21 protein-coding genes are annotated in these 22,131 nt (G+C 65.1%); 11 read left to right on the top strand and 10 right to left on the bottom strand.

Annotation, left to right across the window (positions count from 1 at the left end):
• Positions 1 to 34: 34 nt before the first annotated feature.
• The 3 genes from WHX56_RS19540 to WHX56_RS19530 all read right to left on the bottom strand — a co-directional run bounded on the left by WHX56_RS19540 (position 35) and on the right by WHX56_RS19530 (position 3,438).
• Complete coding sequence (locus tag WHX56_RS19540; RefSeq protein ID WP_338878719.1) at positions 35 to 1,468, bottom strand: NAD-dependent succinate-semialdehyde dehydrogenase; 1,434 nt, start codon at positions 1,466 to 1,468, stop codon at positions 35 to 37.
• A 94-nt stretch (positions 1,469 to 1,562) separates the two neighbouring features.
• Positions 1,563 to 2,066 carry a flavin reductase gene (locus WHX56_RS19535; protein ID WP_338878718.1) on the bottom strand — a complete coding sequence of 168 codons (504 nt, stop codon included), beginning with the start codon at positions 2,064 to 2,066 and terminating at the stop codon, positions 1,563 to 1,565.
• 7 nt (positions 2,067 to 2,073) lie between these two features.
• Positions 2,074 to 3,438, bottom strand: a complete 1,365-nt coding sequence (locus WHX56_RS19530; RefSeq protein ID WP_338878717.1) for an LLM class flavin-dependent oxidoreductase — start codon at positions 3,436 to 3,438, stop codon at positions 2,074 to 2,076.
• A gap of 221 nt (positions 3,439 to 3,659) precedes the next feature.
• Between WHX56_RS19530 and WHX56_RS19525 the strand changes: the two genes are divergently transcribed.
• Entirely contained in the window at positions 3,660 to 4,226 is a 567-nt protein-coding gene (locus WHX56_RS19525) for a helix-turn-helix domain-containing protein (RefSeq protein ID WP_129238758.1), read from the top strand.
• Between the two features lie 63 nt (positions 4,227 to 4,289).
• Here WHX56_RS19525 and WHX56_RS19520 read toward each other — a convergent pair whose 3' ends face one another.
• Genes WHX56_RS19520 through WHX56_RS19490 form a run of 7 tightly spaced genes read right to left on the bottom strand, consistent with a single transcriptional unit; the run spans position 4,290 to position 10,634 of the window.
• Complete coding sequence (locus WHX56_RS19520) at positions 4,290 to 5,261, bottom strand: Bug family tripartite tricarboxylate transporter substrate binding protein (RefSeq protein ID WP_129238759.1); 972 nt, start codon at positions 5,259 to 5,261, stop codon at positions 4,290 to 4,292.
• A gap of 40 nt (positions 5,262 to 5,301) precedes the next feature.
• Positions 5,302 to 6,222: an SMP-30/gluconolactonase/LRE family protein gene (locus WHX56_RS19515; protein WP_338881804.1), complete on the bottom strand. Its 921-nt coding sequence runs from the start codon at positions 6,220 to 6,222 to the stop codon at positions 5,302 to 5,304.
• 45 nt (positions 6,223 to 6,267) lie between these two features.
• On the bottom strand, positions 6,268 to 7,101 hold the full coding sequence (locus WHX56_RS19510; RefSeq protein WP_338878716.1) for an HpcH/HpaI aldolase family protein: 834 nt from the start codon (positions 7,099 to 7,101) through the stop codon (positions 6,268 to 6,270).
• Positions 7,098 to 8,099: a 2-hydroxyacid dehydrogenase gene (locus WHX56_RS19505; RefSeq protein WP_338878715.1), complete on the bottom strand. Its 1,002-nt coding sequence runs from the start codon at positions 8,097 to 8,099 to the stop codon at positions 7,098 to 7,100. Before WHX56_RS19505 ends, WHX56_RS19510 begins: the two co-directional genes overlap by 4 nt.
• The gene (locus tag WHX56_RS19500; RefSeq protein ID WP_338878714.1) at positions 8,096 to 8,410 is read right to left on the bottom strand and encodes an AtuA-related protein; all 315 of its coding nucleotides are present in this window, start codon (positions 8,408 to 8,410) and stop codon (positions 8,096 to 8,098) included. The genes WHX56_RS19505 and WHX56_RS19500 overlap by 4 nt, the downstream gene beginning before the upstream one ends.
• Positions 8,407 to 9,768: an acyclic terpene utilization AtuA family protein gene (locus tag WHX56_RS19495; RefSeq protein ID WP_338878713.1), complete on the bottom strand. Its 1,362-nt coding sequence runs from the start codon at positions 9,766 to 9,768 to the stop codon at positions 8,407 to 8,409. Before WHX56_RS19495 ends, WHX56_RS19500 begins: the two co-directional genes overlap by 4 nt.
• Positions 9,765 to 10,634 (bottom strand): TauD/TfdA family dioxygenase, encoded by an 870-nt coding sequence (locus WHX56_RS19490; protein ID WP_338878712.1) that lies wholly within the window; start codon positions 10,632 to 10,634, stop codon positions 9,765 to 9,767. Before WHX56_RS19490 ends, WHX56_RS19495 begins: the two co-directional genes overlap by 4 nt.
• 117 nt (positions 10,635 to 10,751) lie before the next feature.
• Between WHX56_RS19490 and WHX56_RS19485 the strand changes: the two genes are divergently transcribed.
• The 10 genes from WHX56_RS19485 (at position 10,752) to WHX56_RS19440 (ending at position 22,081) form a co-directional block, all read left to right on the top strand.
• Positions 10,752 to 11,636, top strand: coding sequence for a LysR family transcriptional regulator (locus WHX56_RS19485; protein ID WP_338878711.1), 885 nt, complete (start codon positions 10,752 to 10,754; stop codon positions 11,634 to 11,636).
• Between the two features lie 348 nt (positions 11,637 to 11,984).
• Positions 11,985 to 13,127, top strand: a complete 1,143-nt coding sequence (locus tag WHX56_RS19480) for a formylglycine-generating enzyme family protein (RefSeq protein ID WP_129238767.1) — start codon at positions 11,985 to 11,987, stop codon at positions 13,125 to 13,127.
• Between the two features lie 42 nt (positions 13,128 to 13,169).
• Complete coding sequence (locus WHX56_RS19475; protein ID WP_129238768.1) at positions 13,170 to 14,129, top strand: AAA family ATPase; 960 nt, start codon at positions 13,170 to 13,172, stop codon at positions 14,127 to 14,129.
• Positions 14,130 to 14,138: 9 nt separating this feature from the next.
• Positions 14,139 to 15,074 (top strand): DUF58 domain-containing protein, encoded by a 936-nt coding sequence (locus WHX56_RS19470; protein ID WP_338878710.1) that lies wholly within the window; start codon positions 14,139 to 14,141, stop codon positions 15,072 to 15,074.
• A complete protein-coding gene (locus WHX56_RS19465) occupies positions 15,071 to 15,559 on the top strand; it encodes a DUF4381 domain-containing protein (protein ID WP_338878709.1) in 489 nt (162 codons plus the stop codon). The genes WHX56_RS19470 and WHX56_RS19465 overlap by 4 nt, the downstream gene beginning before the upstream one ends.
• Entirely contained in the window at positions 15,546 to 16,547 is a 1,002-nt protein-coding gene (locus WHX56_RS19460) for a VWA domain-containing protein (protein WP_338878708.1), read from the top strand. Before WHX56_RS19465 ends, WHX56_RS19460 begins: the two co-directional genes overlap by 14 nt.
• Positions 16,538 to 18,049 carry a VWA domain-containing protein gene (locus WHX56_RS19455; protein ID WP_338878707.1) on the top strand — a complete coding sequence of 504 codons (1,512 nt, stop codon included), beginning with the start codon at positions 16,538 to 16,540 and terminating at the stop codon, positions 18,047 to 18,049. Before WHX56_RS19460 ends, WHX56_RS19455 begins: the two co-directional genes overlap by 10 nt.
• Positions 18,046 to 19,386 (top strand): hypothetical protein, encoded by a 1,341-nt coding sequence (locus tag WHX56_RS19450; protein ID WP_338878706.1) that lies wholly within the window; start codon positions 18,046 to 18,048, stop codon positions 19,384 to 19,386. The genes WHX56_RS19455 and WHX56_RS19450 overlap by 4 nt, the downstream gene beginning before the upstream one ends.
• The gene (locus tag WHX56_RS19445) at positions 19,386 to 20,414 is read left to right on the top strand and encodes an HAD family hydrolase (RefSeq protein ID WP_338878705.1); all 1,029 of its coding nucleotides are present in this window, start codon (positions 19,386 to 19,388) and stop codon (positions 20,412 to 20,414) included. The genes WHX56_RS19450 and WHX56_RS19445 overlap by 1 nt, the downstream gene beginning before the upstream one ends.
• A 44-nt stretch (positions 20,415 to 20,458) precedes the next feature.
• Positions 20,459 to 22,081 (top strand): arylsulfatase, encoded by a 1,623-nt coding sequence (locus tag WHX56_RS19440; RefSeq protein ID WP_129238774.1) that lies wholly within the window; start codon positions 20,459 to 20,461, stop codon positions 22,079 to 22,081.
• Positions 22,082 to 22,131: the final 50 nt, after the last annotated feature.

Raw genomic sequence — 22,131 nt, 5'->3', positions numbered from 1 at the left:
GGCCGACGCTCACCGCTTATCGACGATGGGGGGCCTAGCCCCAATCCATCAAATGCGAGATGCTCTTGACCTGCGTATAGCACTCAAGGCCTTCTATTCCGCCTTCCCGGCCGTAGCCGCTCTCTTTGACTCCGCCGAACGGCGTCTCGGACACGGCAGACACGAGGTGGTTGATCGCCAGGTTTCCCACTTCCAGACCGTCGCTCAACTTGTAGGCGTTGGCGGCCGACCTGGTGAACGCGTAGCCCGCCAATCCGTAGGGCAGGGCGTTGGCGCGCTCGATCGCCTCGTCGACGCTGTCCACGCGCGTAATCAGGCACAGAGGGCCGAAAGGCTCTTCGTTCATGGCCCGGGCGTCGTCCGGCACATCGCTGAGCACGGTGAAAGGGTAGACGTGGCCCGGGCCGGGCGAAGGATCGCCGCCGCATACGACATGGGCGCCACGCTCCACCGCGTCCCGCACCAGGCCCTGAATGGCGTCGAATCGGCGCTGGTTCACTACCGGACCGATGTCGCTGGCGGGATCCAGGGCATGGCCCGCCTTGATGGCGGACGAGTGGCGGCGCATGGCGTCGACGAAAGGCTGATAAACGTCAGCATGGACGAAGAATCGGGTTGGAGCGACGCATACCTGCCCGGCGTTGTTCAACTTACCCTTGACGCAGGCCAGAGCCGCTTTGTCGGGGTCCGCGTCTTCGCAGATCACCACCGGGGCATGCCCGCCCAGTTCCAGGATCGCCGGCTTCATATATTGCGCGGCCAGGCCCGCCAGGTGTTTGCCCACGGGAGTCGAGCCGGTAAAAGTAATTCCCCGGACGGCGGGACTGGCGATCAGATGCGCCGAGATCATCGCCGGATCGCCGAAGACGACATTCAGCACCCCAGCGGGCAAGCCGGCATCCATGAAGGCCTTTGCCAGAAGCACCGCGCCCGCGGGCGTCTCCTCCGCGGCCTTGAGGATGATGGAGCATCCCGCCGCCAGCGCGCCGCCCACCTTTCTGGCGGGAGAGCTCATGGGGAAGTTCCACGGCGTGAAGGCCGCAATGACGCCGAGCGGCTCGCGAACCACCGTATGCCGCATGCCCGGCTCGGCCGGGACGACGCGGCCATAGAGCCGCTTCCCCTCGTTTGCGTCCCAGGTCATCAGATCGCAACCGCGCAGCACCTCCGCGTTGGCCTGGGCCAGCGTCTTCCCTTGTTCGAGGGATATGGCGTGGGCGATCTCCGGCGCGCGCTCGCGCAGCAGCGCTATGGCGCCGAGCATGATTTGGGCGCGTGCCGCGGGAGCCGTTTTCCTCCAGATTTCGAAGCCTCGCGCGGCAGCCTGGACGGCATCGTCCAGGTCTTGCGCGCCTGCCTTCGGAACCCAGCCTATGACTGTGCCGTCCGAAGGGTTTGTGATCGGATCCCCGGGAACCCGGCGCCACGCGCCGGCAATGAGCATTTGAATCTCTGGGTAGAAGTGCATTCTGATATCCGAATTGGACCGTGGCGACGCTTCCGCGCGCCATCGGTCAGTCACGTTGGGGTTGTCCGGAAAAGACCGCGGTGTCAGGCCGGCGCTATGCGGGGACAGTCTGCGCGGCCGGCGGCAGGCGGTGGAAATCCCGTCCGAAATACATCAATCCCTCTCGGCCGGCCATATTGAGGATGGCCTTGATTTCGCAATAAAAGACGGTGTGCGTGCCGACTTCGTTGGTCGACATTACCTGGCAGTCGAGGGCAGCCACTCCGCCCACCAGTGCGGGCGCTCCGGTCTCCAGGCGTTCCCAGGTGGCGCTCGCGAAACGCGATTCCATGGAAACGTTCTTGGACGCAAACTGCATGGCGATATGGCTTTGGTCGCCGGCCAGTACATTCACGCAAAGGTTGCCGTTTTCGCGAATCACGGAATTATTCTTGCTCGCGCGGTTGATGCACACGAGGAGCGTGGGCGGATCGTCCGTCACGGAGCAGACGGCCGAGACGGTGCAGCCCGCCAGGCCGGCCTTGCCTTCGCTCGTAATCACGCTGACTGCCGCGCCCAGCCCGGCCATGGCGTCTCGATAGGTCGATTTGTCGATCATGGCGTCGCTATTCGCCCTGGTTGCGGTAGCTCGCCGCGGGATGGGAGGCCGGAAGGCGCGCCTGGCCAAAGAGCTTTTCCCGGTAGCAGCCTTCTTGATAGCCGGTCTTGTAGACGCCGCGTTCCTGCAGCCGGGGAATCAATAGCTGGATGACGTCGTCGAAGCACTCGGGCACCACGGTGCGCGACAGGTTGAATCCGTCGACGTCGGCCTCTTCGCTCCAACTGATCAACTGCGAGGCGATCTGGTCCGCCGAGCCGACCCAGGGCGTCTGCCGGCTGCCCAGGACCATCTGCTCCAAGAGCTTGCGGCGGGTCCATTGAGGGCCGCTGGCGCGTGTCATGGCTTCGACGTTCGAGACAATGGCCTGGCTCTTGCCCGTATCGATGGGTTCGTCGATGTCGTACTTCGCGAAATCGATCCCCAGCGAGGCCGCCGCGTGAGCGAGCGCGCCTTCGGTGCTGACATACTTGCGATATTCTTCGAACTTCTCCTGCGCCTCGGCCTCGGTCCGGCCGATGATCAGGGTGGCTCCCATGAACACCTTCACATCCTCCGCGCGCCGGCCGAGCTGGACGGCCTGTGCCCGGATATCGCGCACGATTTCCTTGACGCCTTCCTTCTTTTGGCCGTTCACGAATACACATTCGGCATGGGTCGCCGCGAACTTTCGGCCTCGGGTGGACGAACCCGCCTGGTAGAGCACAGGCGTCCGTTGAGGGGAGGGCGCGGACAAATGCATGGCATCGACCTTGTACTGAGGCCCGGAATGGTGGATCACCCGGACCTTGGCCGGGTCCGCGTAGATCCCCCGAGTCCGGTCGGCCAGCACCGCCCCGTCGTCCCAACTGCCTTCCCACAGCTTGTACACCAGCGACATATATTCGTCGGCGAGGTCATAGCGGTCATCATGGGCAATCTGGCCGTCGATGCCGATCGCGCGCGCGGCGCTGTCGAGATAGCCGGTCACGATGTTCCAGCCCACCCGGCCCCCCGTCAGGTGGTCCAGCGTGGACATGCGGCGGGCGAAAAGAAACGGCTGTTCGTAGGTCAGGTTCGACGTAACGCCGAACCCCAAGTGCTTCGTCACCGCCGCCATGGCGGGGATGAGCAGCGTGGGATCGTTGACCGGCACCTGGGCCGCGCTGCGCAGCGCGGCATCGGCGTTGCCGCCGAAGACGTCGTAGACACCCACCACGTCGGCGAAGAAAATGCCGTCGAAGAGCCCGGCCTCCAGTCTTTTCGCGTACTCTACCCAGTATTGAAGCTCCCCGTGGCGTATCGACTGGTCGCGCGGGTGGGTCCACAAGCCTTGTTGGATGTGGCCCACGCAGTTCATATCGAAGGCATTGAAGCGAATTTCACGTGACATATCTGATTTCCAAAGCTGCGCTAAGTGACTGAGGCCCGCGATACCGGGCTCGCCTATCCGGCATAGGTGTTAATTATAGTGGACGTTTGATTACTATCAAAGACACTGATGCTAGGTATAAACCCGCGCCAGCGATTTGTGCTAGGCAGGGCGAGCGGCAGATGGATTCGAGTCCCGCCGATACAATCGCAGGTTGGAATCGAAATTTTTAGACATGAATAATGAATAGCCCGCTTCCCGATCCTTCCATTGCCATTGCCAGCCGGCTGCGCATAGAGCGCGAAGCCAGGGGATGGTCTCTGGGAGACCTGGCCGAGAAGTCAGGCGTGTCCAAGGCGATGATCAGCAAGATCGAGCGGTGCGAGGCCAGCCCCACCGCGACGATCCTGGGCCGGCTTTCCGGGGCTTTCGGACTGCAACTGTCCATGCTGCTGGCCCTGGCCGAACGCACGGGAGAACGCCTCAGCAGGGCGCAGACGCAATCTGTATGGGTAGACCCCGAAACGGGTTACGAGCGCAGGGTGATCTCGCCCCGTAACGGGACGATGCTTGAGTTGGTCCAGGTGACCCTGCCGGCAGGCGTGCGGGTGGAGTACCCCGCCAGCGCGTTTGCCTTCCAGCACCAGCAGATCTGGGTCCTGGACGGCACCCTGACGTTCGAGGAAGGAGAGGCCACGCACGTCCTCGCGCAGGGCGACTGCCTGCAACTGGGGCTGCCAACGGCTTGTGCGTTCCACAATAAAGAAGACACGGCCTGTGTCTATGTCGTTGCGCTCATCCGCCGCTAGATGGCCGCCTGCTCGTAGAAGGCCGGGGAAGTATCCCCCGGCCTGGTGCCGACTGCCGATGGGCTACTTCGCCGAAATATTCGCCGCTTTTATGATCCGCGCGAAGCTGTCCACATCGCCCCGGTAGAACTTCTCGAATTCCGCCTGGTTCCGGTATTCGACGCGCGACCCTGTGCTTTCAAGCATCTGGATCAACTTGGCATCGGCCATGACACGCCCGATCGAATCGGAGAGTTTCTTGACGATGGGCGCGGGCGTGCCGGCGGGCGCAAACACGGCAATCCACGAGCTCATTACAAAGTCGGGATGGCCCAGTTCGGCAAGCGTCGGCAAGTCCGGAAACGCCGACAGCCTTTTCGATCCGGTCACGAACAGGGCCTTCACTTGCCCGGCCTTCACCGCCTGGTCCACCGACGGCATGGCCACGAAGGACGCCGGCACCGATCCGCCCAGCGTATCGGCGAACGCCATCGAGTCGCCGCGGTAGGGCACTACCTGCATATCGATGCCCAGCTCCTGCTTCAGGCGCTCTCCGGCAACGTGCGTAATCGAACCGTGGCCCGAAACCCCATAGCTGTAGCTGCCTTTCTGGGATTTGACCAGTTGTACAAAACTGGCCAGGTCGTGAGCGGGCGATTTGTTGTTCACGATCATGACCAGGTCGTTCGCGACTATCTGCGCGACGGGCACGAAATCGGTCAACGGGTCATAGGGCAGCTTTTGAAAGTTCTGCGGAATGGCCATGGCGCCGGACGTAGCCACCATCAGCGTATAGCCGTCGGGCGGCTGCGACTTCAACGCCGTGGCCGCCAGCACGCCCGAGGCGCCCTGGCGGTTTTCAACGATAAACGACTGGCCCAATTGTTTCTGCAGGCCTTCGGCCAACAGGCGCGCCTGCAGATCGGTGGCGCCGCCAGGCGAATAACCGACCAATACGCGCACGGATCGGGTGGGGTAGGGGTCATCCGCACAGGCGGCGGTGAACGTACAGGCGCCAATCAACGCGATCAGCAAGCGGGTTATCAGTTTTTTCATGTGTGTCTCCTGCGTCCCTCTGGTTTCGGTCGGTGCTGCGTCAGACCTCGAACAGGCCTAGTCCGGCGCGCGGCCAATCGATTTCGACCAGTCGTCCGGCGTACGACTGCGTGACATAGGCTTTGCGCATTTCCTTGCCGCCAAAGCAAAGATTCGTGATGTGGGTGTCGCCGTCCACCTTGGTGAACTCGGCCGAGCCATCCGGCCGTACCGCGGTGATTCCACCGCGGTCCAGGGTTCCGATGGCGACCGAGCCGTCGGCTTCGACCGCCAGCGAATCGAAGCGTTGATACTGGCTGCTGGCGTATATCAGGCGGCTGCCATGCGGGGATTCGGGGCCCGCCGCGGTGGGATGCTTCATTTGGCCGGGCGCCGCCAGGTCCCACGCCCATAGCCGCGCGGTCTCGGTTTCCGCGACATACAGCGTATTTCCGTCCGGCGACAAACCGATGCCATTCGGTTTATGGATGGGAAACACCTTTTCTTCGATGTGGGAGCCGTCCAGCTTTGCATAGCAAATGCTGCCGCGATCCCAATCGCGGTGCCGCGTCTTGCCCGGATCGGTGAACCAGATCCCCCCGTGGCTGTCGATCACCAGGTCGTTGGGGCCGCGGATATTGCGGCCGTCGACCTTGTCGTACAGGACTTCGACTTTGCCGGTCTCGATATTCACCCGTTCGATCCGGCCCGTGCGATAGTCCTCGGGCGTTCCGCTGGTGACCCATCGGCCGTCGGCGCGCTGCCTGAACGCAAAGCCCCCATTGTTGGCGACATAGCAATGGCCGTCCGGCCCCATGGCGGCGCCGTTCGGACCGCCGCCCAGTTCCGCCACGACATGCTTGCGGCCGTCCGGGAAAATCCGGGTAAGTGTCTTACGGCGAATCTCTACGACGAGCAGGCTGCCGTCGCCCACCCAAACCGGGCCTTCCGGAAACCAAAGATCTTCTGCAATCACACGCATGCTTTTTCCTCTGTTAGAAACTGCCAGCTTCGCCAATAGCAGCGGTCAGTCCGCGGCCGCCGTGGGCAAGGGCAGCGCGCGCAGCATCTCCGCCCGCCGGGTTGCCTCGCTCAACATGAACGCCCATTCATTTCCTCCGGTCAGGAAACGGACCCCCAACGCCAACATGGACTGCATGACTTCGGGGTTGTTTCCCAAGCCGCCGCATCCCACGAATTTTCCAGTTCCGGCACACGCCTCCACGACCTGCGACAGGCTGTCGGTGATGCGGGGATGGGAGAACTGTCCGGGAATGCCCAGCGCATCGCACAGGTCCGATGTTCCAACGTGGATAATGTCGACGCCGGGAACCTGGGCGATTTCGCGGGCTTTCGCGATGGCGTTGGGCGACTCCAGCATCACGATCACCGTCGTCGCGTCATCCAGCATTTGCCGCGCAACGGCTGCCGGAAGCTTTCTATACCCAAGCTGCGGCCAGTTGCTGGCGACGGAGCGTTCTCCGCTAGGCCCAAATCGCGCCGCCTTGGCGATTTTCTCGGCTTCCCGCGCCGACTCGACGTGCGGCGCCACGATACCCAGCGCGCCTGCATCCAGGATGCGGTTGATGTAATGCGCATCATGGGTGGGCACGCGCACCAACGGAGTGACGCCCACCCGCTGGGCCAACAGGCAGATCTGCGCCGCGGCCGATTCCGGAATCACGGAATGTTCCAGGTCGATGTTTATCGCGTCGTAGCCCGCCGTGGCGGCGGCGATCGCGATGTCGACGGTCTGCACCTGCTTCACGATCATCGACAGGCCCAGCTTTCCCGCGCGCAGCGTGTCCATCAAGGGGTTGGAAAGCGTCAGCGACGCGTCGGACGAAATAGCTGCCGTCATATCGGTCTCCGGGTTCCCGCGTTGATCACGTCCTGCTGGGCAATAGGCTGGCCCGCCATGAAACACTTCAGGTTGCGCAGCACGTGCGCGGCAACAGGCACCACGTTGTCGAACACGCCGCCGCCGGCGTGCGGCGTGACGATGACTTGATCCAGCTTCAACAGCGGGCTGTCCAGATCCGGAGGCTCCGGGTCGAATGCGTCCAGTCCGGCGCCCAGCAGGTGGCCGCGTGCCAACGCATCGGCCAAGGCGGCCTCGTCCACCAGTTCGCCTCGGGCCGTGTTTATCAACACCGAGCCCTTCTTCATGCGGCCGATGCTGGCGCGGCCGATCAGATGGCGCGTTTCGTTGGTATAGGGCGCATGCAGGCTGACGATGTCGCTACTGGCCAGAAGTTCATGAAACTCGACCCTGCGGGCGCCCAGCGATTGCTCGATTTCCGGTGGAGCAGGGGACTGGTCGCAGTACAGGATCCGCTGCGGCTCGAACCCGGACAGCCGGCGCGCGACTTTTCGCCCTATGTTCCCGAAACCCACCAAGCCCACGGTTTTCCCGTGGATCTGAAAGCAGCTTTCCCGCATTTCGGACTTGGGCCATTTCCCCGCGCGCATTTCCCGGTTCACGTAGTAAATCCGGCGATACACCGCCAACATCAAGGCGATGGCCAACTCCGATACCGGACCGGCATTGGAACCCGCCGTAATGACGACAGGGATACCTAGCCGTTTCGCTGCCGCGACATCGATGCGGTCCACTCCTATGCCCCACTTGTGGACCGCTTTGACGCGCGTGGCCGCTTCCAGCATTTCCGCCGTAAGCTGCGCCCAGCCGGGAACCAGGAAGTCCGCTGACCGGCACAGGTCGAGTTGATGGGCAGGGTCGTAATTCATTGCGAACCGCACGACGAAGGGCGGCTCGAAGACGGACGCGATCGCCCGCTGCACCGCGGGCGCCAGCACGTCCATGAACACTACCGAGTAACTGGATTTTCCGGTCATTGGACACCTGGCAATTCGATGGTCATCATCAAGCTGGACAGCGATTTCCCGTGCGCGTCCTGGGCCAGCGAGCGCGTCACACCGCCGCCCAGCGCGCCGTGGATCACGAAGTTCAGGGCTTTCAGGCGGGGGATTTCATAACGGATGACCGGCCCGGTGGCAAAGTGCGAAAACGCCTGCTGGACCACGGCTTCGGTCAAGTGTTCACGCAGGATCTCCCAGCCGTCATCGTCGTAGGCAATGACCGAGATATTGGACGTATTGCCCTTGTCGCCAGCCCGGCCGTGCGCCAAATCATTTACGCATGTCATGAACGGAACTCCTCGATGGTGACCCGCGGATCGACCTGGGTGCGCGGGATCAGTACCGACTGCACCGCCAATACCTCTTTCACCAGGGGGTCGGAGCCGCCCGCGCCGCCGGCGGGTCCGTTCACATGGAGCGCGCGGGTCTCGAAGCCGACGGCCTCTGCCGATTTCCGGTCGGCCGTGCGCGCCGCGATACGCAATCGGACTTCGTAAGGGTCCGCGTCCAGCGCGCGTTTGGAGTGCAGGCTGTTGATGCCGATCAGATCCACGCGCAACTCGCTGTACCGGTGGCCCGTGTCAGCCAGGCGCTGCCTGATGACGCTGGCCGCGAGTTCCGCCCTGGCCACCGCGTCAATCCCCGCATAGGAAATCTGGCCTTCGCCAATGAAGCCATCGGCATATCCGACCGTTACTTTGTAGGTGTCCGTGCGGGGCCGCGCCCGGGCGCCGGTGATATGCACCCGGTTCGGTCCGGCCTGCCGCATTTCCAGTTCGGTAATGTCCAGCACGCAGTCCGGCGTTATATACGCCGCCGGATCGTGCAATTCGTAGATCAACTGCTCTTTACACGTCGCCAGGTCGACCCGTCCGCCGGCGTGCTCCATTTTGCTGACGATGAAGTCCCCGTCCGGCTGCATATCGACAAAGGGGAACCCCAGGCTGGCCAAGTCGGGCACCTCCTTGCGGCCCGGGCTGGCAAAGCAACCGCCGCTGACCTGTGCGCAGCACTCAAGCAGATGCCCGGCCGCCGTTCCCGCCGCCATGCGCGCCCAATCATCGTAGGCCCAGCCGTAATGGTGCATGGCGGCCGCCAAATAAAGCGAGGGGTCCGCGACGCGCCCGGTCACCACCAGTTGGGCGCCCGTGCGCAACGCGCGGACAATGACGTCCGCGCCCAGGTAGGCATTGGCGGACACCATGCGCGGCAACAGTTCTTCCAGCGGACTTCCCGACTCCATCAGGCGAAGTCCCGGCTGATCGCGCAGAAGGTCGGTGATATCGTCTCCCAGCACCGCGGCCGAATGCAAAGGCCCCACGCTTTCCCTCTGTGCAAATTCATGCACCAGCTCGGTGGCCGCGATGGGATTGGCGGCCCCCATATTCGTAATTATCTTCACCCCGTTTTTCAGCGCGGCCGGCAGCACCTGGCTCATGCGGTCCATCAGCCTGGGGGTGTAGCCCAGCTTGGGGTTCTTCAGCCGCGACTGGTTCTCGCGGGCCACGGTACGCTCGGCCAGGCACTCGAATGCCAGGTAATCGAGCCCGCCGCGTTCGGCGAGATCGACGGCCGGCGCAATCCGGTCGTCGGCAAAACTGGCCCCGGCGCCGATGCGCAATGGGCGTGATGGCGTCTGGCTCATTGCCACCCCTTCAAGGCATCGCCCTTGAGCATCAGCCGATAAAGGTAGCGATATTCCGCGGGATCGAAATCGGCATTGGCCTGGTGCATCACACTGCGGTTATCCCACAGCACGAAATCGCCTGCTTGCCACCGATGCCGATATTCATAGCGCGGTTGCGTAGCGTGTTCATACAGATAATTTATCAGCGCGTAGCCTTCCTCCTCGGACATGCCTTCTATGCCCTCCATGCGCCCCGTATTCAAATACAGCGCGGGACGATGGTTCGTCGGGTGCTGGATCACCAAGGGCTGGCTGGAGGAGGCCGTCGCCGCGCGTTGTTCCGGCGTCAGTTCCGCCATCTTGCGGGGACTGCGGCTGCTTTCGTAGACATGGGTGGAACGCAGCCCGGCTATCCGCGGCTTCAAGTCCTCGGGCAAATCGTCGTACGCCGCGCGCACGTCCACGAACTGCGTATCGCCGCCGTAAGAGGGCAGTTCGATCGCATGCAGCATGGTGCCGATCGGCGGCTCCAGGAAGTTCGAATGATCGGTGTGATAGTTTTCGCCGCGCACGTGCACCTTGCCGTCCACGACAGGCAGATCGCGGCTGGAGATAGTGCCTATCAGCGGATATTCGGGCAGCGAAAACTTGCTGAGCTGCTGGGGCAGGATTTCCCCAAAAATCCCGGCGGCGCGCAGGAACGCGGGCGGGTCCAACTGCTGGTCGCGGACCACCAGCACGGCGTGCTCGCTCCACAGCGCGCGCAAGGTTTCGATCACCGAATCCGGCAAATCGCCGCCCAGATGGACGCCTCGCACTTCGACCCCCAGGCCATGGCCGGTCAAGGGGCGCGACATCAGATGATCTTCTTTCAGCGTTTCCATTCCATTCCTCCCTAGTGGTGAAGCTTGGAAAGAAGTATGAGCTTGCAGAACATTTGCTGATAATGATTATTATTGGGTACTCTATTCATTCTATGAATGGGTTTGAGAGGCCCGTCTGTGAACCTGCGCCATATCGAAGTCTTTTACGCGATCATGCAGTCCGGGTCCGTGACGGCGGCCGCCCACCTGTTGAACGTGACCCAGCCCTCGGTCAGCAACGTGCTTCGCCATGCGGAGCAACAGCTAGGCCTGAAGCTCTTCGAACGGATAGGAGGGCGCCTGCAGCCCACGCCAGAAGCCTACGATCTGTTTCCCGACGTGCAGGAAATCTTTGGCCGCATCGGGACGCTGAACCGGATGGTCGAGGAAATGCAGGGCGGCAGGACCGGCCGCCTGGCCGTCGCCGCGGCGCCCACCTTGGTGAACGCGTATATACCCAAGGCCATTTCCAAGCTGAAGACGTTCGGGTCCCAGGTCACCATACAGTCGCTGCCGACGACACTGGTGACCGAACGCGTTGCCCGGCGGGAAGTCGATATCGGCTTTGTCTACGGGCCTGTCCTGGATCCAGGGGTCTTGATGGAGGCACTGTCGGAATCCAAACTGGTGTGTGCCGTGCACCGCCAGTCGCCGTTGGCCAGGCACAAGATCCTGGAGCCCAAGCATCTGGAAACGACCACCGTAATATCGACAGGGCCCACCACGCGCATCGGCGCGGGAATCCGTGAAGCGTGCGAAACGGGCGGGTTTCCTGTCCCGCGAGTGGCTGTCGAAGTCAATTCTTCGCTTGCGGCATGCCTGATGGCGGCGGAAGGCGTGGGCGTAGGGCTGGTGGACCTGGCAACGGTGAACCAATATGCGCTGCCCGGTGTGGTGCTGCGCCCGTTCCGGCCGCAGGTGGCGTTGCAGCTTTGTTTGATCTTTCCAAAGGATCGCCCGCAGTCGCGGGCGACTATGCGATTCGCGCAGGCGTTGCGGGAGTTGGTGGCGGGTGCAGATTGAACACAGACATCGAGACACTCTTCCGGCTGCTGCGGCTGAACGTCGATCCCGAAAAAAAGGTTCTTTTTCGGGGGGACGCTCGTCCATTTCCATTTGCCCACGAAATTTCTTGGACAGAATTAATACATTCAGAAAAACGCCAAACGGTTAAACACAATTCGTAGCTGCGGAGCGTCACTCCTGTTCACACCAAAAGCCAAAAGGTACAAAGAACTTTCCTTGTGTTTTCGCTTTTCGGATAGCGCGGTCCCGAATTCGGAATTATTTTTGATCTAGCGCAATATAGCGGCGTTTCTATTTTTGCGAGGCGCCTTGTTCTCAGCTTGACTCGCGTCACGGAGAGAGCTCGTGAAACATCAGCTTAAGATCGGATTGACCGTAGCGGCTATTTTCGCGGCAACAGGGGCGATTGGCGCATATGTGGCGGGGTCTGGCGCCGCTCCTGACGTTCCCACCGTCAAACTAGGCGATGGCAAAAGCGGGCCCGCCGGCATGGCCTGGATCCCAGGAACCGAATTCCTGATGGGCAACGACCATCAGATGTCGCAGCCCAATGAGCGGCCTGCGCACAAGGTGCGGGTCAGCGGATTCTGGATGGACGTGCATGACGTGACCAATGCGGAATTCCGCCGCTTCGTCGACGCCACCGGATACGTCACCACCGCGGAAAAGAAACCGCGCTGGGAAGATCTGCAGCCCCAGTTGCCACCGGGCACGCTTCCTCCCGACGATAGCGCGTTGGTGCCCGGCGCCATGGTGTTCGTCGGAACGGAAACCGAGGTTTCCCTGCGCGACTATTCGCGCTGGTGGCGTTTCGTGCCGGGCGCCAACTGGCGGCATCCGCAAGGGCCGGCCAGCAATATCGCCGGCAAGGACGATCATCCCGTGGTGCAGGTGTCGTTCGAGGATGCCCAGGCGTATGCGAAATGGGCCGGCAAACGGCTGCCCACCGAGGCCGAATGGGAGTTCGCCGCGCGCGGCGGCCTGGAACAGGCTACCTATAGCTGGGGCAACGAACTCCTGCCGCAGGGCAAGCCCATGGCCAATATCTGGGACGTCCAGCAGCAGCAACCGTTTCCGGTCGTCAAGGACGAAAAGGTGCAGGTCGGCACGACGCCGGTAGGCAGCTTCGCGTCCAACGGCTACGGCCTCTATGACATGGCGGGGAACGTCTGGCAATGGACCGCCGACTGGTACCGCGCGGACGCTTTCCGGACCCAGGCCCAATTCCGCCAACCCCCGGCGGATCCCGCCGGCCCGGCCGACAGTTTCGATCCAGACGATGGCAATGTGCCTGTCTCGGCGCCCAAACGCGTGACGCGCGGCGGCTCCTTTCTGTGCAGCGACACCTATTGCATCAGTTACCGCGCCAGCGCTCGGCGCGGCACCGATCCGCTCAATCCCATGTCGCATCTCGGTTTCCGGACCGTCATGACGCCAGAACAATGGAAGCTGGCCAAGGCCCGGCAGGGCAGCATCGCCAGTCGTTGAGTATCCGCTCTTCATGAGCAGCTTATCGATGGGGGAAGAGGCATGGCGAACCGGGATGGCATTCTGGCGCTTGAATTGGCGGTGTCCCGATTGGTGCTCGGCCAGGAGCAGGTGATCCGGAAGATCATCGTAGCGCTGCTGGCAGATGGGCACGTGTTGCTGGAAAGCCTGCCCGGCCTGGCCAAGACGCGTTCCGTCAAGGCATTGGCCGCGCACCTGGCGGCCGAGATGCGCCGTATCCAGTTCACGCCGGATTTGCTGCCCTCGGACATCACGGGCGCCGACGTATTGCAGCAGGATGCCGAAGGACGCCACCAGGTCGCATTCCAGCCGGGTCCGCTGTTCGGCAATCTCATCCTGGCGGACGAAGTGAACCGGGCGCCGGCGAAGGTCCAGTCGGCCCTGCTGGAAGCGATGGAAGAGCGCCAGATAACCGTGGGCGGCACGACCCGGCCCATGCCCCCCCTGTTCATGGTGTTGGCCACGCAGAATCCGATCGAGCAGGAGGGCACCTATCCCTTGCCGGAAGCGCAGATGGACCGCTTCCTGATGAAGATCTGCTTCGATTATCCGGAAGCCGGCGACGAGGTGGCGATGCTGGCGCTGTTGCGCCAGGCGCCCGAGAGGCAGGAGGCTGCCATGCGCCTGTCGCAGGACGACCTGTTCGCATGCCGGGCCGAGGTCGCGGCGGTTCACGTCGCGCCGGCGGTCGACCGGTACATCGTCGACCTGGTGAACGCCACCCGCGGCCCGGGCGACGCCGAACTGGCGCGCTGGATACAGGTGGGCGCCAGTCCGCGCGGCGCCATTGCACTGGACCGGGCGGCGCGCGCGCATGCCTGGCTGTCGGGCGCCGATTTCAGCTCGCCGGACGACGTGCGCGAAGTCGCCCACGCCGTGCTGCGCCACCGCCTGCACCTGTCTTACGACGCCGTGGGCGACGGGGTGACGCCCGACGCGGTGATCGACCGCCTGCTGGACACGGTCGCGGTGCCGGCATAGGGCTGCTCCATGCAATCGCATCCCGTCCATCCGTCGCTTGCCGAACTCACTGCGCTGGAAAACGCCGTGGCGGGGCTGTCGTTTCATGCGCGGCAACCGCTGGGCAGCGTGTTGGCGGGACTGCATGCTTCGCGGCTCAGGGGCCGCGGGCTGGACTTCGCCGAGCTGCGGCGCTATGTGGCCGGCGACGATTTGCGGCAGTTGGATCTGCGGGCGTCGCTGCGCTACGGAAAACCCTATGTGCGCGCCTACACGGAAGAGCGCGACCGCCCGACGCTGGTGCTGGCGGACCAGCGCATGCACATGTATTTCGGGTCGGTCCGGGCCTTCAAGTGCGCGGTCGCCGCAAGGCTGGCCGCGGCCGCCGCCTGGATGGCTTACCGCGCCGGGGACCGGGTCGGCGGCCTAGTATTCGACGACGACGGCCAGCGCAGCTTCAAGCCGCTGCGAAGCCGCGACCGGGTGCGAGCCTTTCTTGCGGAGCTTGTCCGGGCCAACCAGGCCCTGTCTGCGCAGTGTCCGGACCGGCCGAGGCCGGACGGCTTGAACGCGGCGCTGCGCGCCGCCCTGGCGCAAGCGCCCCACGATTGCCTGGTATGCGTCGTCAGCGATTTTTCGGGCGCCGACGACGACACGCTGCGCAGCCTGCGCTTACTGGCCGCGCACAACGACGTCATTGCGGTGCTGGTGTTCGATCCCATGGCGCAGAACATCCCCAGCCGAGGGCGCCTGGTGGCGACGCAGGGCGAACTGCATCTGGAGATCGCCGTGGGACGGCGGCGCGAGCGCCAGCCGCTGGCCGATTTCTTCAGCGGCCGGCTGCGCGAGGTGGCCGAGCTGCTGCGGCGCAGCCGCGTGCCGTTGCTGAGCATAGACACGGCGCAGGACGAGCTGGCGCAACTGCGCCGGGAACTGGGCCGGCAGGCATCGGGAGGACGGCCATGAGCGCCGAACTGCCGGACCTGGACCAGTTGCGGGAACTGCCGTTGCCCGAGCCGGTTTCCTACTGGCCGCAGACCTGGGCATGGGTGGTGCTCGGGCTGCTGTCGATGGCAACGGCGGTTTGGCTGGCCGCACGCGCCTGGCGCCGGTGGCGCGGGAACCGCTACCGCCGCGAAGCGCTGTCCGAATTGCGGCGGATCGAGGCCGAAGCCGCGGCCGACCCCCTGGCAGCGCGGGACCTGCCCGCATTGCTCAAACGCACCGCGCTGGCGGCGCAACCCTCCGGCGCGGCCGCGCCGCTGGCGGGCGAGGCCTGGACGGCCTGGCTGGCCCGTTGCGGACCGCCGTTGCCCGAGGATGGCGCCCGGCTGCTGGCGACGCTGGCCTATGCCCCGGACGCGGCGGTGCGCGCGCTGGACCCGGCGGATCTGCATGGGCTGCTCGCCGCCAGCCGCCACTGGATGGAGCGGCACCATGTGGCGGCTTGAATACCCCTGGCTGCTGGCCGCGGCGCCGTTGGCCTGGGCCGCCTATCGGTGGCTGCCTCCCTATGTGCAGGCGCGCAGCGCGTTGCGCATGCCGTTTTTCGGCACCATGGCCAAGCTGACGGGCAAGTCGCCATCGCTTCCCGGCGTGCAGGCGAGCCGCGGGCAATTGTGGCTGAATGGGGCGGTGTGGCTGCTGTTGCTGCTGGCGCTGGCCCGGCCGCAGTGGGTCGAACCGCCGCTGACCCATACCGAACCGGTGCGCGACATCCTGCTGGCGGTGGACATCTCGCAGTCCATGGACAGCACCGATTTCCGCGATGCCCAGGGCCGGCCCGCGACACGCTGGCAAGCGGTCAAGGCAGTGGTGGCGGACTTCATCGCCAAGCGCGGCGACGACCGGCTGGGACTGATCGTGTTCGGCACCGGCGCGTATCCGCAGGCTCCGCTGACCCGGGATCACGCGACGCTGAACCTGCTGCTGGACCAGACCGCGGTAGGCATGGCCGGACCGAATACCGCCATCGGGGACGCCATAGGGCTGGGCATCCGCATGCTGGACGCGGCCAAAGAGCATGACAAGGTGATGATCCTGCTGACGGACGGAAACGATACCGGCAGCGCGGTACCGCCGGCGCGGGCGGCCCGGCTCGCGTCCGAGCACCGCATCGTCGTGCACACGATCGGCATCGGCGATCCCCGGGCCGGCGGCGAAGACCGCGTGGATTTTGGCGCGCTGCAATCCATTGCAAGCGCCACCGGCGGGCGATTCTTCCGCGCCGGCGACCTGGCCGCGCTGCAAGCGGTCTACAGCACCCTGGACCGCCTGACGCCGCAGGAAGTGAAGACCTTCAGGCACCAGCCCAAGCGCGAGTATTTCTGGGTTCCGCTGGCCGCGGCCCTGGCCTTGCTGGGATTCTGGCACGCCGTGGCGGCGCTGCGGGCGCGGCTCGGAACGGGAGAGGGCAGGGAGGGCGCATCGTGGACCTGAGCGCTTTCCACTTCCTGCGGCCATGGTGCCTGTTGGGCGTTGCGCTGGCCATCGCCCTGTGGGTGGCCGGACGCGCGCAGCGCGGCGCGGCGGGCCGGGACAGCGGCATCGCCCCCGAACTGCTGCCTTATCTGACCCTGCATACGGCGGGCTCGCGCGGCCCCCGGCCGCTGGACCTGGCGGCGCTGCTGCTTGCGCTGGGCTCGGTGGCCGCGGCGGGGCCTGCCTGGCAGCGGGACGAGCCCGATTTCCTGGACAACGTGGCGCCGCTGGTCGTTGCCGTGGACCTGTCGCGCACGATGGAAGCCACCGATGTGCCGCCGTCGCGGCTGGAGGCGGCCAAACGCACGGTGCGCGATCTGGCCGCGCGCCGCGCCGGCGCGAAGACGGGCCTGATCGTCTACGCGGGCGGCAGCCATCTCGTGCTGCCGCCCACCGATGACCAGGATCTGCTGGATCTATTCGTCCAGGCCCTGTCCACGGACCTCATCGACCGCGACGGCCGCGACGTGGCCGGCGCCATCGATCTGGCCTCGCAGGTGCTGGCGGCCGAACGCGCCGGCGGCACACTGCTGCTCATGACCGACGGCGCGCCCGCGCCGGACCCTGTGCGCGAGCGGGCCCAGGCCGCGCGCAATCTGCAGATTCTCATCATGGCGGTGGGCGGCGGCGAGGCGCAGGGAGGCATGGACGTACCGGCCCTGCGCGAACTCGCGCGGGCGGCGGATGCGCCCCTGGGAAGCCTGACCGCCACCCCCGACGACCTGGATTGGATCACCCTGCACGCGCAACAGCACTTCGAGTCCGTGCAGGACGCCGCGGCCGGGCCGCCGCGTTGGAAGGACGCGGGCTACTGGCTGTGCTGGCCCCTGGCCTTGCTGGCGCTGCTTGCGCTGCGGCGCGGTTGGCGGGTGACGTGGCAGGCGTGCCTGGTGGCGGGCGTGTTCGCCTTCGCAGCCCCGCAGGAGGTCCGCGCCGGCCGCCTGGCGGACGCCTTTCTCACACCCGACCAGCAAGGACGGCTGGCTTTCGAGCGCGGCGACTTCAGCGCGGCGGCCGGCCATTTTCACGATCCGTACTGGAAGGGCCGGGCCGCTTACGCGGCCGGCGACTATGCCGCCGCGTTGGCGGCCTTTTCCAGGCTGGCCAGCCCCGAGGCGTATTTCTACATCGGCAATACGCAAGTCCGGCAGCATCGCTACGACGCGGCGCTCGCGGCCTACGACCGGGCCCTGGCCCTCAAGCCGGGATGGCAGCCGGCGGTCGTGAACCGCGGAATCGTGACGCGCCTGCTGGCGGCGATGAGCCAGGAACAGCAGGGCGATCAGTCCGAACCGCCGGACCGGACCGTCGCCGACAAGACCGCCCAGGCCGGCCAGCTTGCGCAGGTGCGAGTGCAGCAGGCGGCGTCGGAGGACATCTGGCTGCGCAATCTGAGCCTGTCGCCCGCCCGCTTTCTGCGCGGCAAGTTCGCGGTGCAGGATGCAGGGGAGCGGCCATGATGCGCCTGGTCCGCCGCTGGAGCCTGTTGCTGGCCATGGCGCTGGCCGTTCCGCTGCAGGCGCAGGAGGCGCCCGTACTGCGCGTGACCGCCAAGGCGGCGGCGCAGGGGCGGACCGGCGCCACGGTCCAGTTGCAACTGGAAGTGATGACGTCCACCTGGTTCACGCAACCGCCTCGGCTGCCCAAGCTGGACCTGCCCGGCGTACTGGTGACTCCGCCTTCGGGCGAAGCCGAGCTGGTGCGCGCCAACCAGGACGGCCAGGCCTTGAGCGGCCTGCGCTACACCTATCTGCTGAGCGCGCAGTCGGCCGGCACGATCCAGATCCCGGCCTTGAGCGTGACCGCGCAGTTGGGTCCGGGCGGCGCGCCGGTCACGGCCGAAAGTGCGCCCTTGTCCATCGTGTTCGGCGGCGATGCCCAGCCGGGGAAGGTCGTGGGCGCACTGACCGTGACGCAGGCGTTCGCGCTGGCGCCCGACCCGATGGTGCAGGGCGGCCGCGTCACGCGCAGCGTCACCCAGCGGGCCGATGGGGTGCAGGCGATGCTCCTGCCGCCGGCCCCGCTTGCGGACGTGCCGCATTTCAAGCGCTATCCGCGCGAACCCGAGGTCGTCACGCTGACGGATGGGCGCGGCGGCTTCGTGGGCGGGCAGCGGATAGACCGGGCCGACTACGTCGCGCAGGAAGCCGGCAGTTTCGCGCTGCCGCCCCTCACCTTGAACTGGGCCGACGAGCACAGCGGCGCGCCGCAGAGCAAGACACTGCCCGGTCGCCAGATCGAAGTCGCCGCCGCGCCGCAGACCGCGCCGCCGTTCTCGCTGGCCGACGACCTCGCCCGGCTGCGCCATGGCCTGCGCTGGGCCTTGCCGGCATGGGCCATGCCGGCGCTCATCGGCTTGGCCGCGGCGGGACTGGCGCTGTGGCTGGGATGGACGTGGTGGAGACGGCTGGCACGCGCCCTGATTGCCGCGGCCGGGGCTGGCCGGACACGCTGGCGGGCCAGCGAAACCCGCTATTGGCTCGCCTGGCGCCGCGAAGCGCGCGGTACGCAGCCGGTGCTGAGCGATTGCTATCGATGGATACGGCGCAGCAGCGGGGCGGTGGCCTTGCGCGCGGCGCTGGCGCCCATGGCAGAAGGGGACCGCCAGCTTGCGGAAAACGCACTGCGGCAAGTCTACGGCGCGAGCGGAGGACATGCGGATTGGCGGGCTCGGCTGGCGGCCCGCAGCCGCGCGTGGCGCAAAGCCTGGCGTAGGCGCCGGCCGCCCCGCGCCGCCTTGCCGGCCGGACTGAATCCTGTGGACCAAGGGCGCAATGCGCGCATGGGGAGAAGCTGATGCGGCGTTTCAATGAACTCGAACCGATGCGGCGCTGGCTCGCATGGATGTGGCTGTGCGCATTGTGCCTGCTGGCGGGCTGCGCGGCGCCGCAATCCCAGACGCGCGCCGATCTGCCGTCCTGGGCGGACGGGCCATCGCGCAGCGCCATCGTCGATTTCGTGGATGCGGTGACGCGGCCGGGAAGCCCGGATTTCGTGGCGCCGGATGCCCGCATCGCGGTTTTCGACAACGACGGCACGCTCTGGAGCGAGCAGCCCATGTATTTCGAGCTGCTGTTCGCGCTGGACGAGGTCCGCGCCCAGGCGCCGTCCCATCCCGAATGGAACCGCCAGCAACCGTTCAAGGCCGTGTTGGAAGGAGATCATGCCGCGCTCGCCAAGTCGGGCGAACGCGGCATGATGGAAATCGTCGCCGCCACCCACACCGGCATGACCGTGGACCAGTTCACGCAGCGCGTCGGCAACTGGCTGCGCGCCGCGCGCCACCCGCGCACCGGCGAGCCCTACACCAGCATGACGTATGCGCCCATGCGGGAGCTGCTGGACTACCTGCGCACCCGCGGCTTCAAGACCTACATCGTCTCCGGCGGCGAAGTCGAATTCATGCGCCCGTGGACGCAGGCGGCTTACGGCATTCCGCCGGAACAGGTCATCGGCACCGGTTTCACCACCGAGTTCCAGGCCGAGGGCGGCGCATTCCAGCTCATGCGCCAGCCCAAGCTGGAATTCAACGATGACGGTCCGGGCAAGCCGGTGGCGATTCAACGCTATATCGGACGCCGCCCGATCCTGGCGTTCGGGAATTCCGACGGCGACCTGCAAATGCTGCAGTGGACCGCGGCCGGACCCGGCAGGCGCTTCGCCGGCCTGGTGCATCACACCGACGCCAGGCGCGAGTGGGCCTACGACCGGAATTCGAGCTTCGGCCGCCTGGACAAGGCCTTGGACGAGGCGCGCGGCAAGGGATGGACGATCGTCGATATGGAGAAGGAGTGGAAGCGGATCTACGTGTTTGAAAAGCCTTGATTGTTTCTGTCGACCAGGGGCCCTACGCGGGCAAGGAGAGCAGGATGAAAGCAAGACGATGGATAGGAGCGGCGCTGATGGCCGCCAGCGGCTTGGCGCTGATGGGCGGAGCACATGCCCAGAGCGCGCCGGCCAAGGGCCAGGATGCTGGCAAGAAGCCGAACATACTCATCATTTTCGGCGATGATATCGGCCAGGCGAACATCAGTGCTTACACCCGGGGCGTGGTCGGCTACACCACGCCGAATATCGACCGTATCGCCAAGGAAGGGATGATCTTCACGGACTACTACGCCGAGAATAGCTGCACGGCGGGGCGGTCCACCTTCATCACCGGCCAGGTGCCGCGCCGCACCGGCCTCTCCAAGGTGGGCATGCCTGGCGCGCCCGTCGGCCTGCAGGACCGCGATATCACGATCGCGCAGGCGCTGAAGTCCCATGGCTACGTCACGGCGCAGTTCGGCAAGAACCACCTTGGGGACCGCGACGAATACCTGCCGACCAAGCACGGCTTCGACGAGTTCTTCGGCAACCTTTACCACCTGAATGCCGAAGAAGAGCCGGAACGCCCGTACTGGCCCAAGGACTCCAAGGACCCCATCTTCAAAAGCTACCAACCGCGCGGCGTCATCAAAGCCAGCGCCGACGGCAAGATCGAGGACACCGGCGCCTTGACCTCCAAGCGCATGGAAACGATCGACGACGAAACGGTGGGAGCGGCGCTCGACTATCTGGACAAGCACGGCAAGGGCGACAAGCCGTTCTTCCTGTGGATGAACACGACCCGCATGCACGTGTACACCCATATTCGTCCGGAGCACCGGGGCAAGAGCGGCATGCCGGGCAATGAATATGCCGACGGCATGTGGGAGCATGACCAGGACGTGGGCAAGCTGTTGAAGAAGCTGGACGACCTGGGCATCGCCGACAACACCATCGTCGTCTACACGACCGACAACGGCCCCAACCAGTTCAGTTGGCCGGATGCCGCGACGACGCCGTTCCGCAACGAGAAGAATTCAAACTGGGAAGGCGCATATCGCGTGCCGGCGATGGTCCGCTGGCCGGGCCACGTTCCCGCCGGCGAGGTCAAGACCGGCATCGTTTCCGGCCTGGACTGGTTCCCCACGCTGCTCGCCGCGGTGGGCGATACGGACGTCAAGGAGCGTTTGCTGAAGGGATGGACGCCGAACGGCGCAGGCAAGAGCTATAAGGTCCATCTCGACGGCTACAACCAGCTCGACTACCTGACGGGCAAGAGTCCGGACAGCGCGCGGAACGACTTCTATTACTTCAACGACGACGGCCTGCTGGTGGCGATGCGGTACCAGAACTGGAAGGCCGTGTTCTGCGAACAACAGGCGCCCGGCGGTTTCGCTGTCTGGAAAGATCCGTTCGTGTGCTTGCGCGTGCCGAAGCTGTACAACCTGCGGATGGATCCTTACGAGCGTGCGGACGTAGTCTCCAACCAGTATTACGACTGGCTCGTCAAGAACGACTATCTGGTTCTCATGGCGTCGATGAAGGCGGCGGATTTCCTGCAGACGTTCATCGAGTATCCGCCCAGCCAGCGCCCGGCCTCGTTCAGCGTGGACCAGGTCCAGGCCGAGGTGGACCGCGCGATCGAAAAGCAGTTCGAAGAAGCGTCGAAAAAGCAGGGCAAATAGGGAAGGGAGCGGCGGGTGTTACACCCGCCGCCGCGCTTCGCCAACGTTGG

This window comes from Achromobacter veterisilvae (assembly GCF_037619525.1).
In the GTDB taxonomy this organism is placed as follows: domain Bacteria; phylum Pseudomonadota; class Gammaproteobacteria; order Burkholderiales; family Burkholderiaceae_B; genus Achromobacter; species Achromobacter veterisilvae.
This window is presented reverse-complemented; position numbering and strand designations above follow the sequence as displayed.